Genomic DNA, 16,175 nt, shown 5'->3' on the forward strand with positions numbered 1-16,175 from the left:
AGGAGCGCCCACGAACGTTAGAGGGCGTAACCCCGGTCGGGATCACGCCCTCTTACCTGCACTTCACTGACCTGGCGGTGGGTGTGGGATTTGAACCCACGGTGACATCGCTGCCACGACGGTTTTCAAGAGAGTGCTGCCAGCGGCGTTGCTCTAGTGGTTGACCTGCACGATTCCCCGCCGCCAGGCCCTCATATGTCGGCAGACGGTCCACCCCTGGTCCACAACGGTGGTCAGGACCTGCCCACGGCCTCCAGCTGGTCTACATCTGAAGCTCGGCGATCCTACTGAGCAAGAGGTTGGTCTGCTGCTCCATGAGGCCGGCGCGCTCTCGACTCAGCTCATCGAACTGACCGTGAGCCGCCGCATTCCGCAGTCCGCCGACCTGCTCAAGGTCCTTCGCTTCCTGCTTCGTAATCAGCTCGTCCTTGCGGAGAAGCCGTGAGTAGGCGCTAAGTGAAGGGCGCTCGGTCAGCTCCAGTCCACGAGCCTCAGCCAGCGCCCGTAGTGCGCTTTCCAGGGCTGCGCCGCACAACACGATGGCCGCAGCAGGGTGCGTCTGCTTGTCATCCAGCAGCCGCCGCACCTGCCCCATCATGTCTGTGCTGATCACACCGACTTCTGACCGAGAACGCGCGCCCACGATTTCGCTGACTCCCGCCTCGACCTGTCGAACCCAGGTGAGCAGAACATCGCCGACAGCGCGTGCTCCAGACTCAGTGGATTGGTTGTCTCCCCTGCTCTGGTACACCTCAGCAGCTCGCGAGGTCCAGAAGCTCTCGGCTCCGGCGTACTGACGCAGAAACTCCATGCCAGCGAACGCATTCGCCATGAGGGTGGGAAGCTGCTGATGGTCAGATATCTTCCACCAGCCCCGGTCTTCACGGCCAGCCGTCCACACCAAGCCTTCTTGCAGCGTCCCGGCCAGCGAACGGGCGTACGAGAGAACGTCTTCCTGAGTGGGCATATCAACACTCCGACTGCGCGATGGAGCTCCCGATCATCGCTGTCCGGACGGGGGAGCGCATCCGGTTTGAGAACTCGCAGGAGACTGATGCCATGGCAGAGGAGTACCGCGTAGGCATCGTGTGCACCGACAAGGGGCAGCACCCACGGGTCCGCCTGACCATGGCACGCCGCGAACCCGACGGGAGCCACGGCATGACCTACGCCTTTCGCAACTTTGCACCGCCGATGAGCGACGCAGAGCCGCAGACCGCGGTTGGTCGGAACTCGTACGTGTTCAGGTGCCCATCTTGCCCTCGCATGCCCCAGGTTGAAGCCACTCGATGGTGGGAAATCATCGATCGCCTAGCTGCCGCGGGGCTCAAGGAACTTGATATCTCGTTGCTACCATGAGACTGCTGCCGTGCATGGGCAGCCCCTGGGCGAGGACGGGGTTACTTTCCAGCCACTCACGTGGCAGTCGCGGCAAGCCCGCTCATCCGGTGGGTAGCTTCAAGCTGCCTACGGAGAACCCATGCACGGCTTCCTCCTCGACATCCTCGCCAACCTGGCTGCAAGCACGGTCACAACCGTGTGCATCCTCGCGAGCCGAAACGCACTCGCCCGGTGGCGTGGGCGCCACAACCAGGAGGACAACAGCGACTCCTGCTAATGCGGTGACGTTCAGACGCCTCCACCAGTGAATGGCGTCTCGGCATCAACAGCCCTCGTTCGACGCATCGGACGAGGGCTGTTCCTAGCACTCCTCCAAGGGCACAGCGGGGGCTGCTCATCGCCCCAGCCCTCCGCGCATCCCGCACCATATTCGTCACTATGACGCGAATTTGCTTGAACTTAGGCGCCGTTCAGCCTGGCTCTGCGATGCTTGAGGCCGATCGAGAGGGGCCGCAGCGATGCAGTGGAAGATCCACGGGGAACGTCCGATCTATGAGAACCCATGGGTGAACCTGTGGCTCACCGACATCGAGACGCCGGACGGGCACCGCTGGGAACACCACGTCGTCAAGCTCCGCCACCTGGCCGTGGCCGCTGTGATCAACGACCGCCAAGAAGTCCTGATGATGTGGCGCCACCGCTTCATCACGGACGCGTGGGCCTGGGAGCTGCCCATGGGCCTGGTCGAAGCGGACGAGACGCCCGGCGAGGCTGCCGCCCGTGAAGTCCTCGAAGAGACTGGCTGGCGTCCGGGCCCGATGAAGCCGCTGATCTACGCCGAACCGGCGAACGGCATCACCGACTCCCAGCACCACCTGTTCCGCGCCGACGGCGCCACGTACGACGGGCCGCCGACCGAGAAGAACGAGTCGGACCGGATCGAGTGGATCCCGCTGGCGAACATCCGGGGCATGATCGACCGCCGCGAGATCGTCAGCAGCGGCTCCCTGGTCGGCCTCCTCTACGTCCTGATGGATGAAGGGGTTCGCTGACCCTGCGGGGGAAGCATCGCTCGTAGGCGTGCCTCGAAGGCAACCGCGGCCGGCACCTCGCGATACGGCGCAAGCTGCTCGTAGAACTCGCGAAGGTGCCCGGTCACCCGCTCGGACGACACGGCTGAGGCGGGCACCAGCGCCTCGATCGCCGTGTGGCACGCCTGGTCGAGCTTGCCCCGCTGGAGCTGCGTACGGGCCAACCAGAAGGCATGAAACGCCCTACCCCGCTGGTTCGCGGGGTCCTCCCGCTCCAGCGCATCCGCGATCAACGGTTCGGCGATCGCCGCCTCGCCAAGACGGCCGTGCGCGATGCCCGTGTCCACGATGAGCTTCGGCTCGTCGAAGTACGTCACCCATGCCGGGTCCGGGTCGTCCGCCTTGATCCGGTCGTAGTGACAGTGGGCCTCGGAGATCGCGGTGTGGGTCGCTGTCCGGTCACCCAAGGTCGCGTGGGCGAACGCCTCACGCATGGCCAGCATGGCCCGAACTCTCGACGTCGTACCCGTGGCCGCTCGGGCCTGATCCTGGGCAGCAGACGCCAGTGCAAGCGCGTCCGCCGGCTTGTCCTGGTAGGTCGCTTGCAGGCTCATGCAGGCCAGGACGTTGGCCATGAAGGGATGGTCGTCAATCTCCCTGGCCAGTTGCAGAGCCTCCGAGAAGTACGCGCGAGCCTGGTGGTACTGCCGGGCATCGAAGTACGTCCACCCTGTCAACCGCGCCAGCTCCGCCGCGATGCCGTACAGGCCGTGCTGGATCGGCGTGGGCCGCTGGTCCTTCAGCAGCCCTTCGACATATCGCAGCTGGCCGACGACAGCAGGTCGAAGCGTCTCGCCCCCGTGCTCGTCGTCGCGACGCCAGTAGTCCTCGATCGAGGAACGCAGAGCGTGCAGTGTGGATGGGCTCGGGTTGGTCCCGGCGGCCAGGGCCAGGATGCTGTCCACCTCCACGCCCGGTAAGGCGCTGAGGAGCTTCGGCTCAACGACCACGTGACTGAACTCCGGCCGTTCCCGCTCTGCCACGGCCAAGACAGCCGGCGTCTCCCACGTGCGGCGGGCAAGCCCGAGCATGTGCCCCGGGATGCGCAATCCATCGGCGATCCGCTCGATCACTTCCATGTGGAGGAGCTGCCGCTGGCCCGCGATCACCTCACCCACTCGGCTCGGCGTCAGCTCGCACTGCCGCGCAATCATCGACGGGTAGATGCCTGCCCGAGTCTTGACCAGGCGAAAGACCCTCGCAAAGTCGCGCACGCGGCACGCGTCGATCATCTCGGGCTCGGTGAGCAGACTTACTGGTAGTTCCTTCGTACGACGTGTCTCGGGCATCGGGCACGCTCCGGAGGAAGACTACGGATCGCTTCAAAGTCTCAACCGACCGTGATGTTACCCAAGTTGGGTAATCCGCTGGGCCTTTCTGGCTCGTCGTCCTGATCGCGATCCTTCTGGACATGGCGAAGCGACCGAGGACGACCGCCTTGAACGATTCGGCGGGCACTCCTGACACAGAGCGAACGGCCCTCGGGGCAACCCCTGACCTGGGCATAGAGCCCCGCGTCCTGATGAGCATCCGGGTATCGCGGGACTCGGGCCGGACATGGTCGCCGCGCTCGCGGGTCCTGGAAGGCGACCCGTTCGACATCCTCTGTAACCCCGGCCGTTACCCCCCGTGCGAATGCCCCCGCTGCGGCGGTACCGCGTCGTCGGTCCGTGCCCTTCAGCCGGCATCCATCGCGCCGGGGTCGGCGTAGTGGCCGCCTTCCGACGTTGAAAGCTCCTTTAGAACGGGATTCCCGGGTACGTGGTCGAGCTCCGCGGGGCTGGCGCCAACAGCTCGCCGTGCTCCTCTACGCCGCCGTCGTCACCGTCCTGGTGGTCACCCTGGCCATCGCTGGTGATCCCGGCCGCTGACCGGCAACCGGCTTCCGGCACGAATCCCGCCTTCGCTCGATCCGTGGCCTCGCGCCACCCCCGTCTCCTCACCAGCCCGGGAACAAAGGGCTGGTGAGGCACGCCCCATCGGGGCTGGGCCGGCATCCGTCGGCCCTGGAATTCCAGGAAATGGAGACACACATGGCAGCGCAGAAGGAAGACCTGCTGATCGGCGTCGAGAGCCTGATCAAGGTCCAGGACCGCTTCACCGCTGCGGCGGCGGAGTCCGACTCCACTGGCACCTCCGCGGGCGACGACGGCGAGAACCGCGACGGCCTGAACCTCCCGCAGGAGTAGCCCCACCAGCACACAGCACCACCCGGGGGCCCGTCATGCACGACGGGCCCCCAGCCTTCACCCGCCATGACACCGACCGGAGGAACACGTGGACCACCACTTCGTCACCGCACTGGAGAAGGCCCTCGGCTGGGACGGGCCCGGTGCACTCGGAGCCGGTCTCGCCCGGGGAACGATCGAGGACCTTGATCTGCTCGATCGCCTGCTCAACCCCAGGAAGCTGCTGGACCTGGTGATGCGCCGCAGCGTCACCACGCCCCAATTCCGCATCTTCCAGGACGGGGCCGAACTGCACCCCGGCCGCTACATCCAGCCCTCCGTCACCCGGCGGGGACAGGCCATCCCCATGGCCGACATGCGCCGCGTCGGCGGGCTGATGCGCGAGGGCTGCACCATGGTCCTGGACGAGGTCGACTTCTTCGACCCGGTCATGGAGGCCACCTGCCGCGCGCTCCAGTGGTGGGCCCGCGAGCTGGTGCAGGTGAACGCCTACCTGACCACCCAGGACGCCAGCGGCTTCAAGCTCCACTGGGACGACCACGACACCGTGATCGTCCAGCTCGCCGGCCGCAAGAGCTGGGAAGTCCGCGGCACCTCGCGCAAGGTTCCGATGTACCGCGACTCCGCCCCCAACGCCGAGCCCAGCGAGGAAATCGTGTGGCAGGGCGTCATGGAGCCTGGCGACGTGATGCACATCCCGCGCGGCTTCTGGCACCAGGCCACCCGCGACGACCAGGGCGACGGCTACAGCCTCCACGCCACCTTCGGCATCGTGAAGCGCGTCGGCGTGAACTGGCTGGCCTGGCTCGCCGACCAGGCCCGCACGCAGGACCTGTTCCGGTACGACCTGGACCGCTGGAACTCCCCCGGCCAGTGGGACGGGCAACAGCAGCTCCTGGCCGACGCCGTCGCCGAGATGGCTACGAAGCTGACCCCGCAGGACTTCTTCAATGCCCGCGAGCGGGAACGGCTGGCCGCCCGGCACGTCCCGGCCACCGGCCTGTTCGGCAAGCCCGCGGCCGTCGTGTGCGTCACCGACTTCGAGCCCGTGATCGAGCAGCACCACGACACCGTGGAAGTGCTCGCCGCGGGCAAGAAGCTCACGTTCGCCGGCAAGGCGTACCCCGCCCTCGCCCTGCTGCTGAGTGGCCACCCCGTCGACATAGCCGACGCCGCCGAGAAGACCGGCCTGGACGTGGAACAGCTCGCCGAGATCCTGCTGAAGGAGGAACTGTGCACGGAGCTGACCCCCGCCTTGTCCTCGGCCTACACCGGTCTCGTCACCACCGCGACATCCTGACGGCCGCACTCGACCTCGGCGTCACCGCCCTGGATACGGCGGCTCCCTACCTCGGCTTCCGCTCACACGCGGTGCTGGCCGAGACAGCGGCCGATCTGCTGCCAAAGTTCGCCCTTTCCACGAAGGTGGGCTTCTACCCGAGCGCTGTAGGTGCGGAGCACTCCCTTGATCCGGTCCGGCTCCGGCTGGCCGTCGAGCGAGCGGCCCGGGAACTCGGCAGGGAACCTGACACCGTGTTCCTCCACAACCCCGAACGGAGCCTCGCGGGCCTGTCCGCTGTCGATGATCACACCCTCCTCGGCAATGCCTGCACTGCCCTGGCCGACGCCGCCCGCGACGGTCTGTGCGGCGCCTGGGGTGTGGCCTCCTGGGATACCCGGTCGCTCGGCATTGTCCAGGTGGACGACCTGCCATCCCCGGACGTCTTGATGGTCCGGGCCGGGTTTTTCGTGGGGATCGACCTACTCGACGCCACAACCGTCCTGAGTACGGCCTGGCAGCCGGGCGAGACCTGGGGCATGAGCCCCTTCGGTGGCGGCCACAGGAAGGTGTGGGAGGAATTCGACCCCCGGCCGTTCCTGCGACCGCGTCACGGGGATCTGTCCCGCATACAGGCGGCGTTCCGGACCGCGTTCCACCTGCCCAGCGCCTCCGCGATGGCGGTCGGCACCGACGACACGGGGCACTTGGCCCAGTTGATCCAGGCCTTGGGCGCAGAGGTGGACACCGCCGCTGTCAGTCAGTACCTGTGGGCCCTCCACGGACACCGTCAGAGCTGAAGCTCGGCCACCAGGCGCTCGGCCTCCTTCCGGGCCGGCGCCAGCAGCGGATCCTCCTCGTACGCGTAGGGTCCGACGATCTTCGACAGGAAGAACAGCGACATCAGCTTGCCGTCCCGGCTCTCCAAGTCCGCACGCCGCTCATGGCGGACACGGTCCGCGAGCCCCGGGACGGCAAGCGCGTTGCCCCACAGCGTTGCGGAGTCCAGGCCCCGGGGCGCCATGCCCCAGTCCTCCCAGTCGATGAGGGAGAACTCCGGTCCCATCACGTTGGCCCAGGTCAGATCCGCATGAGCCGGCGCCCACCGCTCGATCCGCGTATCGGCCACCCCGGGAAAGACAGCCCTGAGAGTCTGGGTCACCTGCTCCTGCGTGATCGTCACCGTGTCCGGTGTCGCGATCCGCGGTGTCTGCTGTGAGGCAAGCGCGTCCAGCGAAGCGTTCAGCGCCGCCCACCACTCGTCCGGCAGGTCCGGGTCTTCGAGCACCAGGGCGCCCTTGCCGACAGACGGCGATGGAATCAGCTCCAGCTCATCCGCGCGCCACATGACCGGCTCGCCCGGCTCGCGCCACGCCACACCCTGGTACCACTCGGGCATCGCGACCCCTTGCAGCACAGCAGCGGCCTCGGTCCCGTTCCAGCCCTGCAGGCCGATCCGCTCGAAGCCCCGCCGCTCGATACGCACCCACGTGCCCCGCTCCGTACGGCCACCCAAGGAACGGCGCTTGCGTACGAGCGCCTGCCGATCCAGTCGCACGTGTAGGGCCTCTTCTACGCGCTCCAACACGTCTTCCACTGGCTGACGGCGCAGATCCACCTGGGCAGCAACGGGCAGGGATCCATTCATCACGACCTCCTCGGCGAACGGATGACCGTAGCAGGAAGAGGCCCGCCGACACGATCAGTCCGTCAACACCGAGCACATCAACTACCGCCCTTTCGTGGGCCGTTGCGAGAACGGCGCCCGCCTCGCCCACGCCGGTGGCCGGAGCGGCTTTGGCCGGTGTCCTGTTCGGGTTGGGGTCGGGCATGTTCAGGGGGCCTTACGCTGTCCGGCAACTCGGGCAGGCTTTGATCCTGCCCGGAATTTGATCGAGTGGCCCCCTGGGCTTGCCCGACGCGGGCCCCGAGTCGAACAGGTGGGTAAAGCCGTGGAGGCCGCCGGCCCCGGCCACGTGTGGGTGGACAGCAATCCGCGGTGACCTGTGCGGGCTTGGTGTGCGTCCCGCTCCTCCTGGCCGTGCTCGCCGTGGGTCAGCCGGTCGGGGTTCTTCCGGGGTCTGACTGCCCGCTCCTCGGGCTTTTGCGGCGCGAGCGGGCGGGGGCCGTCGCGGGCGGTGGCGGAGACATGGAGCCAGCGGCGGCCTGGGGCCGCCGCGCCGCGCGGCCCGCGTCAGCGGGCCGCCTTGATCCAGTAAAGAAACTTTGGACAGCTCACCCCTTCGGCCGCTCCGGCCGGTAGGAGTGGGCCATTTCGTCATGCTCTGCACCAGTCTGTTCGCGGAATCGCTCTCCCTTATCCACAGGCTGACCGTGTTTGGCTCTCATTGCGCGAAGTTGTCCACAGGCGCGTCCTGTTCGGGCTTCTTCGTGCTGCGGTCGCGCGGGCCTGTCCGCCGTGGCTGTGACTGCTGTTCCGGGGAGGTCTCGGGGCCGGGTGGAGGGAGAGCGTCATGCGTGCTCGGGGGAGGTGTCCGCTTCCGCTGATTGCGTGCGGCTCGCGCCGGAGGTTTCGGCGCCCATGCGCACAGAAGGCGAGAAGCGTGATCCAGGTCACGGGCGTTCGAGGTCACAAAGTTGCCGACCGCGGCACCTCTATACGCGATCCAGAAATTCGGGGGCGCCGGAACGTAGCCGACGATCCCCGGTCAGCCAAACCGGGGATTCTCCGGACCCTTGTGACTACAGCCCGGGAAACGCAGACCACGGAAGGAGTTGGTGTGACGTGCATCACAAAGTGTCACACCTCCGCGGTTCCCGACACCTGTAGCAAGTGCCAGGGCCGGGCGGTTTGTAGCACGCGACCCGTGAGTCCCGAATTCCCGGCTTCTCCGGAACTTGGAGACAGACAGAGCGATCGAGTGGAGGCGGTGTCAGTGGAACCGAGGGGGCGTGTGCCCAGTTCGGAGGCCTCGGCGGCTGTCCGTGTGGCGGGCCGTGGGGCCTGGTCCGCGGCTTGTGGTGCGGGAGAGGCCGGACCGCCTTCCCGTGATGCGGGAGATCTGGGATTCGGGGGTCGAGCAATCCGCGGGGATGTCGCAGGGTGGGCAAGGTCCGCCGGCCTCTGGGTCGTGGACGTCACTGAAGGGGAGGCCGGCCAGTGACGCAACTGCTGGCAATCGGCAGGGAAGTTGCAAGCCCTCAAGGTGATGGATGGACACCGCCAGGGGGTGCTGTCCGGCCGGAAATACCGCACACGCGCAACGAGAACGGGGTGGGCATGAACGAGTGGGAACAGCAGGTGCTGGCCGGATACCTGGCCGAGCTGGGCGAGCGGGTGGAGCGTCTGGCCCAGTTGGCGGAAGAGGTGGCGTACGCGCTGGACGTTATGACGGGTCCGGCTTCGGTACCGCCTGGAGAACCTGCTGCACAAGCTGCGTGAGCTGGTCAACCTGGTGCGTGAGGGCCTCGACCTGTTGAGCCAGGGCGTTGAACTCCGGGCTGGCGTCCGGCCGGGTCAGCGTTCCCGGCTCGGGGGTGACCGTCGATCCTGCAAGGCTCTGCGCGCTCGGCTCGGCCTCCCCGGAGCTCTTCGGCTCGCCCTTGAGTAGCTCGCGCAGTGAAGGCGGGCTTCCGGGGCCGACCCACATCTCCTTGCGGCCGAGCTGCATCGTGTACCAGGCCGGAGGGACGTAGTCGCCGACCGGGTCGCCCGGATGCTCGGCGTCGCCGGCCTCTTGGCTCCGGGGTGACAGGACGAAGCTGCCCCGGCCCTGGATGGTGTGGATCAGGCCCTCCTCCCGCAGGACGCGCAGTGCGCTGCGGGCGGTCATGTTGGCGACCTCGAACCGCTCTTGCAGCTCACGGTGCGAGGGGAGCTGCTGGCCGGGCTGTAGGACACCCCGTTCGATCTCGTCGCGCAGCACGTCCGCCACCCGCTTGTAGGGCGGACGCGTGTCGCTGGAGGGCCGTTTCGTCATGGGCCCAGCGTAGCGGCCCCTAGCCCAGCTATCCCGTGTTCCGCCAACCCACCTAGCTAGACCTAGCTAAGTCACGCATCCATTTCCCATTGACCTAGCTAGCCTGGCGAGCTAACGTCTTCGCATCGGCCCCACCAGGGGCTCCGAATCACAGGAGTGAACACATGGCTCGTATCCCGGTCCTCGTCAAGGAGACCGACACCTACATGACCGGCACGGGGGGCACCCCGAAGATCAAGAACCCGCAGACGGGCGAGATCGCGATGGACCGTGACACGGGGGAAACCCTCTACACGGTCACGGTCATGCAGATGTCGGACGGCCGCGCTGAGATCCTCAAGATCACCGTGCCGGAGTCCGGTCTCCCGGTGGGTCTGGCGCCGGGCGTCATGGTCCGTCCGGTGGAGCTGATCGCCACCCCGTGGGCCCGCATCTTCAACGGCAGCCTCTCCGACGGCGTCGCCTACCGGGTCGCACGTCTGGAACTGGTCCAGGCCCCCGCCGTGGCCGCGCCCGCCCCTCCGGCCGTGACGGTCCCCGAGTCGGCCGATTCGGCTGCTGCGATCAAGAAGGCCGCGTAATGGGCGCCACCGCCGGGCGGGGTTCCCTTACTCCGCCCGGCGGCGGCAAGGGGGCCTCGTCGCTGTACGAGGACGTGATGGCCGTCTTCACCGCCCACGGGATCGAACTGGACCCGATCGCCCGGATGTACGTCTCCGACGCGGTCTTCGAGGCCCGGATGTCGGTCTACGGATACGGCATCTGCGCGCAGATCAAACGGTCCATCGAGGACATGAAGAAGAAGGGGCTGGGGAGGCCGCGATGAACCTGGAACAGGCATTCAGTTGGGCACCGGTGGTGCTGGTCGTCTGCGCCGCGCTGCTGGTGGTGTGGGCCGTGGTCAAGACGGTCCGCTATGTGCGGGCGGACAAGGAGACGCGCCGGAGTATCCGGCAGGCTGTGAAGATCCGGATGACGTGGGCGCGACTGGCGAAGATGGCCGGGCTGTCGGTCACCGATCGAACCCCGCCCTGGTCGTCCTTCCTCACCACGAGCAAGGGCGCCCCGGAACCCAAGCCGCGCGAACTGATCCCGATGATCAAGACCCGGCCGGACCGGTACGGGGTGATCGTCCACATCAAGCTGCTGCCGAAGGTCGGGATCAAGGAACTCCAGGACAAGGCCCGGTTCCTGGCCGATGCCTGGGGCTGCGTCCGGGTCGCCGTCGAGGCGGGCAAGCCTGGCCACGCGGTCCTGCGGGCGATCCGCACCGACCCGCTGACCGGTCAGACCGAGTACGTGCCGACCGGGAGGCCGCCCACTGACCTGACGGTGTGGCCGGTCGGCCGCGACGAGTACGGAGTCCGGGTCCACATCGAGCTCAAGAACAAGTCGGGGGCGGTGGTCGCGGGCGGTGTCGGCGGCGGCAAGTCCAACCAGCTCACCTCGCTGATCACCTACTTCGGTCCGTCCCCGGCCGTGCAGTTCGCGCTGCTCGACGGCAAGGTATCGGACGCCGCCCACGGTGACTACGCGGACGTGCTGCCCCGTGTGTTCGCGCACGCCGGAAACGACCTGCGTGAGGCCAACAAGCTGCTGCGACGCCTGGTCAAGCTGCTCCACGACCGCGCCACGATGGCTAGGTCGGTACTGGGCACGGCGAACATGTGGAATATCGGCCCCAGCGCACAGTGGCCGCTGGTGATCGCCGTCATCGACGAGTCCCACACCTTCTTCCACGACCACAAGGGCAGCGACAAGGAGACCCGCGAACTCGCTGCCCTCGCGGCGGAGAACGTCCGCCTGGTGGGTCTGCTGGTCAAGGGCGGCCGGTCGGTCGGGATCTTCACGGTGCCGGCCACCCAGAAGGCGACCGGCGACGCCATCCCCACCTCGATCCGGGACGTGTGCAGCGCCGCCCTGTCCTTCTACCAGCGCACCACCGAAGCATCCGTCGCAGCCCTCGGCGACGACATCCGCAACTGGCCTGACATGGACCCGATCAACCTCCAGGGCTCCCAGTACGTAGGCGTCGCGTCCATGGCCGCCGAAGGACGCCCCGGCTTCGTCCGCGTCCGCACCCCCTACCTCGACCCCGCCGACGCGGCGGCCGTCGCCCAGGCAACCGCCCACCTCACCCAGGACCCCACGAAACTCCTCGCCAACCTGACCCGGCCCAACCTGCGTAAGGACGACCCCGGACAGGACGACATCCCCGCAGCGGCCTGACTCCCCAACCCCAAGCCCGCACCCAACTCGCCAGGAAGGGGGGTGAATTACTTTGACGGAAGACCGGACTACGCAGCGCATCATCACCGTTGTAATGATCTTGATCGCCGCCCTGGCGTTCGTGTTCTCCTTCGGGAACGTCTGGGCTCTGGCCCTGCGCCTCGGAGTCCCGGCCTCGATCGCTCCGCTGATCGCACCCATGGTGGACCTGTCGGTGGTCGGGCTCCTGGTCGCGCTGCGCTCCCTGTCTCTGCGTGGAGTCCCCGCCGGTGACCTGCGCTCGGCGACTCGGCTCATGCACCTGTCCGGCCTGCTGACCCTCGCCCTCAACACCGCACATCCGCTCCTGGCCGGACACTACGGGCGGGCCGCCCTCGACAGCGTGGCCCCGCTCCTCCTGCTCGGCTGGGGCTCGGTGGGCCCCGCCCTGCTCCGGCACTTCCACGCCATCACCCCCGCTGCCCCTGCTCCCGTGCCGGTCCCGGTATCCGAACCGGTCACTGCACCGGCTTCTGAGCCGGACACAGAACCGGTCCCGGCCGTGATGGAACCCGTCGCCGAACCCGCGGCACCCCTCGCCGACCCGGCCCCGGTTGCCACCCCCACACCAGCCCCGGTGGCGAACACCGCCCCGGCTCGGACGCCTGTGGTCCCGGAGCCGCTGATGGACGCGGCCCGGACCATCGCCGCATCCCACCTGGCCGCACACGGCGAACCCATCACTCCGGTGCAGCTTCGCACTCGCCTCGGCATCGCCCTGCCGCTCGCCACCGCCGCGCACGCGGCCCTGTCGGCCTGACCCTCCCGCCGGCCTTCCGGCACTTCTCCACCCTCGGCCCCTCCCGGGCCTGTCCTGTTCATGCCTCCGGGCAGCACCCCACCCCGACCGTGGTGCTGCCCGGGGCCCCTCATCAGCGGAAAGGATCCTCTGCCGATGCCCCGCAACCTCGACCTGCGGCACGTGAACAGCCCCGCTGTCCGGGACCTGATCGAGCTGGCCAACCTCGACAACTTCGACCGCACCCGCGACCAGATCACCCGCCTGCGCGGCTGCACCCGCCCCGTCAACCTCGTCGGCCACACCCACACCCGCAACGCCGCCACAGGAGAAACGATCCGCTCGTACTCCACCAGCGACGAGCCCACCGGACGGCTCCTGACGACCTGCGGCAACCGCCGCGCCTCCCGCTGCCCTGCCTGCTCCCGCACCTACGCCGCCGACACGTTTCACCTCGTCCGCGCCGGGCTCTGTGGCGGCAAGGACGTCCCCGAGTCCGTCCGCACTCACCCGCGCGTCTTCCTAACCCTCACGGCCCCCTCCTTCGGGCCCGTCCACAACCGGCCCACCGCCAAGGACGGCAAGCCCCGTCCCTGCCGTTGCGGCGCCCACCACCCCGAGGACGCTCCCGAACTCGGCACGCCCCTGGCCCCTAAGTCGTACGACTACACCGGCGCCGTGCTGTGGAACGCCCACGCCGGGGCCCTGTGGGCACGCTTCACTCTCAACCTCCGCCGCGCCCTGGCCGCCCACTTCGGGATCACGCAGAAGGACATGAAGCAGGTCCTGCGCGTGTCCTTCGCCAAGGTCGCCGAGTACCAGAAGCGCGGCCTGGTCCACTTCCACGCGGTCGTCCGCATCGACGGGCCCGACGGCCACACCAGCACCCCGCCGGCCTGGGCCGCTGTGGATGACCTCACCCACGCCATCCGCAACGCCGTCCCCCGCACCGCCCTCACCGTCTCCTCGGACACCGTGGGAGACCAGGAGATTCGCTGGGGCGCCATGCTCGACGTGCGGGAGATCACCGCGCTGGGGAACGGCGAACTCACTGACGCGGCCGTGGCCGGGTACGTCGCCAAGTACGCCACCAAGAGCGCCGAGGACTCAGGCACCGTGGACCGCTCCTTGGTCTGCCGGACCTGCTCCGGCCGGGGGACTGTCGGGGGCCGGGTGAAGGATCTCTGCCCCGACTGCGAAGGCACCCGCCAGGCCGAACCCCTCCGAAAGCTGCCCGTACACCGGCACGTCCGACAGATGATCCGTACCGCCTGGGACCTGGGCGGCCTGCCCGAGTTCGCAGACCTCAAGCTCTGCAAGTGGGCCCACATGCTCGGCTTCCGCGGCCACTTCTCCACCAAGTCCCGCGCCTACTCCACCACCCTCGGCGCACTCCGCGACATCCGCCGCGCCTGGCGCCTTGCTCAGGCTGACACCGCCCGCGTCCGCCCTGGCCACCCCGCCCCAGCCCCGGACACCGTGCTCGTCACCGAGTCCTCCTGGGCCTACCTCGCCTCCGGCTACCGCCCCGGCGAAGAACTCCTCGCCAACCAGACACGCCACGAAATCAACCAGACCCGCGCCGACAAGGAACGCGCCAAGACCGAAGGGGAGGTATGGCAGTGACCGCCGCACCGACCACCCGCATGCTGACCATGGTGGAAGCGCTGGCCGAGCTGCGCATGTCGCGAGCCGCCTTCTACCGGCTCCGCGCTCGCGGCAACGCGCCCCGCTGCCTCAAGCTCCCCAACGGACAGATCCGCATCCGCCGTGCCGACCTCGACGCGTGGTTCGAGGGCTGCGAGGTGCCCGCGTGCTGACCTTCGACGTGCAGATCTGGGGCATCCGCAAGCGCCCCGACCGCGCTGCGGCCTATCAGCTGCGCTGGCGAGTCGGCGTGCAGCCGTTCTCGAAGAGCTACAAGATCAAGGCCCAGGCGGACGGCCGGCGCTCCGAGCTGCTGGCCGCGCTGCGCAAGCGCGAGCAGTTCGACACCGAGACCGGCTTGCCGGCCTCCGAGGTGCAGGCGGCCCAGTCCCCTACCTGGTTCGCGCACGCCCGGGAGTACGTGGCAATGAAGTGGCCGAACGCTTCGGCCAAGCACCGCGCGAGCATCGCGGACGCGCTCGCCACGGTCACCCCGCGTCTGGTGAAGAACAACCGCGGTGCCCCCGCTCCCCGGGTCCTGCGGACCGCCCTCTACTCCTGGGCCTTCCGCCTCGTCGTCGACCAGGACGGCGAACTCGTGGCCCGGGTGGAAGCCGAGGAAGCACCCGAAGCCATCGTGGCAGCCCTCGACTGGATCGGCCGGAAGTCCGTGGACATATCGTCCCTGAACACGCCGCCGGTCGTGCGGTCCGCCCTGGACGCGCTCGCCCGCAAGATGGACGGGACCGCTGCGGCGGACAACACGGTGAACCGCAAGGTCCCCGTGTTCAGCAACTGCCTGCGGTACGCGGTCGAGCTGGACCGCCTGCCCTCTCTGCCCCTGACCAAGGTGGACTGGACGGCACCCGAGACTGGCGACGAGATCGACTTCCGATACGTCCCCGGCCCGGCCCTGGCCCGCAAGCTGATCGATGCCGTTGGTGAGCAGAACGACCGTGGTCGGCATCTGAAGGCGTTCTTCGGGTGCCTCTACTACGCGGCCACCCGCCCCGGCGAAGCCGTGGGTCTCCACGAGTCGGACTTCACGCTGCCCGAGGAAGGCTGGGGCCAAGTCATCCTGTCGTCCAGCTCCCCGCGCGTCGGCTCCGGCTGGACCGACTCGGGGGAGTCCTACGACTCCCGGGGCCTCAAGAAGCGCGCCCGAAAGGCCACCCGCGAGGTACCGATCCCGCCAGTCCTGGTCCGTCTGATCCGTGACCACATCGCGGAGTTCGGCACGGCCGAGGACGGCCGACTCTTCCGCGCGGCCCGTGGCGGCGGCCTCCTGAGCAAGGAGTACGCCGACATCTGGAAGGCTGCTCGTCGGGCCGTCCTCACCAAGCAGGAAGTCAAGACTCCCCTGGCCGAGGTCCCCTATGGACTCCGCGCGGCGTGCGTCTCCCTCTGGCTGGAGTCCGGTGTCTCCCCGGCTGAGGTCGCCCGTCGCGCCGGCCACAGCATCGCCGTGCTGTTCCGCTTCTACGCCAAGGCCATCCGCCGCAACCAGCACCACGCGAACCAGCAGATCGAGCGGGCACTGGAAGTACCCGAGACCGAAGACGGGTAGAACAGCCGCACAGCCCACCTCCGAGTGAGGTCGCCATCGCCAAGGAGACCAACCGCCTATCTCGGACGAAGGCCGGACGAGATCTCGATCTCAGCTCTCGTCCGGCCTTGCCA

Annotated in this window: 15 protein-coding genes; 11 read left to right on the forward strand and 4 right to left on the reverse strand. The window is 68.1% G+C overall.

What is annotated here, in order from left to right:
- Positions 1-262: 262 nt before the first annotated feature.
- Positions 263-967: a DUF4145 domain-containing protein gene (locus tag ACFWW8_RS08280; protein ID WP_386525301.1), complete on the reverse strand. Its 705-nt coding sequence runs from the start codon at positions 965-967 to the stop codon at positions 263-265.
- An 892-nt stretch (positions 968-1,859) separates the two neighbouring features.
- Here ACFWW8_RS08280 and ACFWW8_RS08285 point away from each other — a divergent pair.
- Positions 1,860-2,393 (forward strand): NUDIX hydrolase, encoded by a 534-nt coding sequence (locus ACFWW8_RS08285; protein ID WP_359127001.1) that lies wholly within the window; start codon positions 1,860-1,862, stop codon positions 2,391-2,393.
- Here the strand turns inward: ACFWW8_RS08285 and ACFWW8_RS08290 are convergent.
- Positions 2,363-3,721 (reverse strand): hypothetical protein, encoded by a 1,359-nt coding sequence (locus tag ACFWW8_RS08290; protein WP_386525303.1) that lies wholly within the window; start codon positions 3,719-3,721, stop codon positions 2,363-2,365. The two genes, ACFWW8_RS08285 and ACFWW8_RS08290, sit on opposite strands and share 31 nt — an antisense overlap.
- A 744-nt stretch (positions 3,722-4,465) precedes the next feature.
- On the opposite strand from ACFWW8_RS08290, the gene ACFWW8_RS08295 reads away from it, so the two are divergent.
- The 3 genes from ACFWW8_RS08295 (at position 4,466) to ACFWW8_RS08305 (ending at position 6,700) form a co-directional block, all read left to right on the forward strand.
- Positions 4,466-4,621, forward strand: coding sequence for a hypothetical protein (locus tag ACFWW8_RS08295; RefSeq protein ID WP_157853303.1), 156 nt, complete (start codon positions 4,466-4,468; stop codon positions 4,619-4,621).
- Positions 4,622-4,709: 88 nt separating this feature from the next.
- Positions 4,710-5,921 carry a JmjC domain-containing protein gene (locus ACFWW8_RS08300; RefSeq protein WP_386525306.1) on the forward strand — a complete coding sequence of 404 codons (1,212 nt, stop codon included), beginning with the start codon at positions 4,710-4,712 and terminating at the stop codon, positions 5,919-5,921.
- Positions 5,855-6,700: an aldo/keto reductase gene (locus ACFWW8_RS08305; protein ID WP_386525309.1), complete on the forward strand. Its 846-nt coding sequence runs from the start codon at positions 5,855-5,857 to the stop codon at positions 6,698-6,700. Before ACFWW8_RS08300 ends, ACFWW8_RS08305 begins: the two co-directional genes overlap by 67 nt.
- Here ACFWW8_RS08305 and ACFWW8_RS08310 read toward each other — a convergent pair.
- Positions 6,691-7,548: a hypothetical protein gene (locus ACFWW8_RS08310; RefSeq protein WP_386525312.1), complete on the reverse strand. Its 858-nt coding sequence runs from the start codon at positions 7,546-7,548 to the stop codon at positions 6,691-6,693. The two genes, ACFWW8_RS08305 and ACFWW8_RS08310, sit on opposite strands and share 10 nt — an antisense overlap.
- 1,699 nt (positions 7,549-9,247) lie before the next feature.
- Positions 9,248-9,841: a GntR family transcriptional regulator gene (locus ACFWW8_RS08315; protein WP_386525314.1), complete on the reverse strand. Its 594-nt coding sequence runs from the start codon at positions 9,839-9,841 to the stop codon at positions 9,248-9,250.
- A 164-nt stretch (positions 9,842-10,005) separates the two neighbouring features.
- Here ACFWW8_RS08315 and ACFWW8_RS08320 point away from each other — a divergent pair, with 164 nt between their 5' ends.
- From ACFWW8_RS08320 to ACFWW8_RS08350, 7 genes are all read left to right on the forward strand, one after another.
- The gene (locus tag ACFWW8_RS08320; RefSeq protein WP_381311775.1) at positions 10,006-10,422 is read left to right on the forward strand and encodes a hypothetical protein; all 417 of its coding nucleotides are present in this window, start codon (positions 10,006-10,008) and stop codon (positions 10,420-10,422) included.
- Positions 10,422-10,667, forward strand: coding sequence for a hypothetical protein (locus ACFWW8_RS08325; protein ID WP_386525317.1), 246 nt, complete (start codon positions 10,422-10,424; stop codon positions 10,665-10,667). Before ACFWW8_RS08320 ends, ACFWW8_RS08325 begins: the two co-directional genes overlap by 1 nt.
- Positions 10,664-12,070, forward strand: a complete 1,407-nt coding sequence (locus ACFWW8_RS08330; RefSeq protein WP_386525320.1) for a cell division protein FtsK — start codon at positions 10,664-10,666, stop codon at positions 12,068-12,070. Before ACFWW8_RS08325 ends, ACFWW8_RS08330 begins: the two co-directional genes overlap by 4 nt.
- Before the next feature lie 52 nt (positions 12,071-12,122).
- Positions 12,123-12,869 carry a DUF2637 domain-containing protein gene (locus ACFWW8_RS08335; RefSeq protein ID WP_386525322.1) on the forward strand — a complete coding sequence of 249 codons (747 nt, stop codon included), beginning with the start codon at positions 12,123-12,125 and terminating at the stop codon, positions 12,867-12,869.
- Between the two features lie 135 nt (positions 12,870-13,004).
- Entirely contained in the window at positions 13,005-14,474 is a 1,470-nt protein-coding gene (locus ACFWW8_RS08340; RefSeq protein WP_386525325.1) for a replication initiator, read from the forward strand.
- Positions 14,465-14,668, forward strand: a complete 204-nt coding sequence (locus tag ACFWW8_RS08345; RefSeq protein WP_030956933.1) for an AlpA family transcriptional regulator — start codon at positions 14,465-14,467, stop codon at positions 14,666-14,668. Before ACFWW8_RS08340 ends, ACFWW8_RS08345 begins: the two co-directional genes overlap by 10 nt.
- Complete coding sequence (locus ACFWW8_RS08350; RefSeq protein WP_386525328.1) at positions 14,662-16,062, forward strand: tyrosine-type recombinase/integrase; 1,401 nt, start codon at positions 14,662-14,664, stop codon at positions 16,060-16,062. The genes ACFWW8_RS08345 and ACFWW8_RS08350 overlap by 7 nt, the downstream gene beginning before the upstream one ends.
- Positions 16,063-16,175 lie beyond the last annotated feature (113 nt).

This window comes from Streptomyces sp. NPDC058701 (genome assembly GCF_042715295.1).
GTDB lineage: Bacteria > Actinomycetota > Actinomycetes > Streptomycetales > Streptomycetaceae > Streptomyces.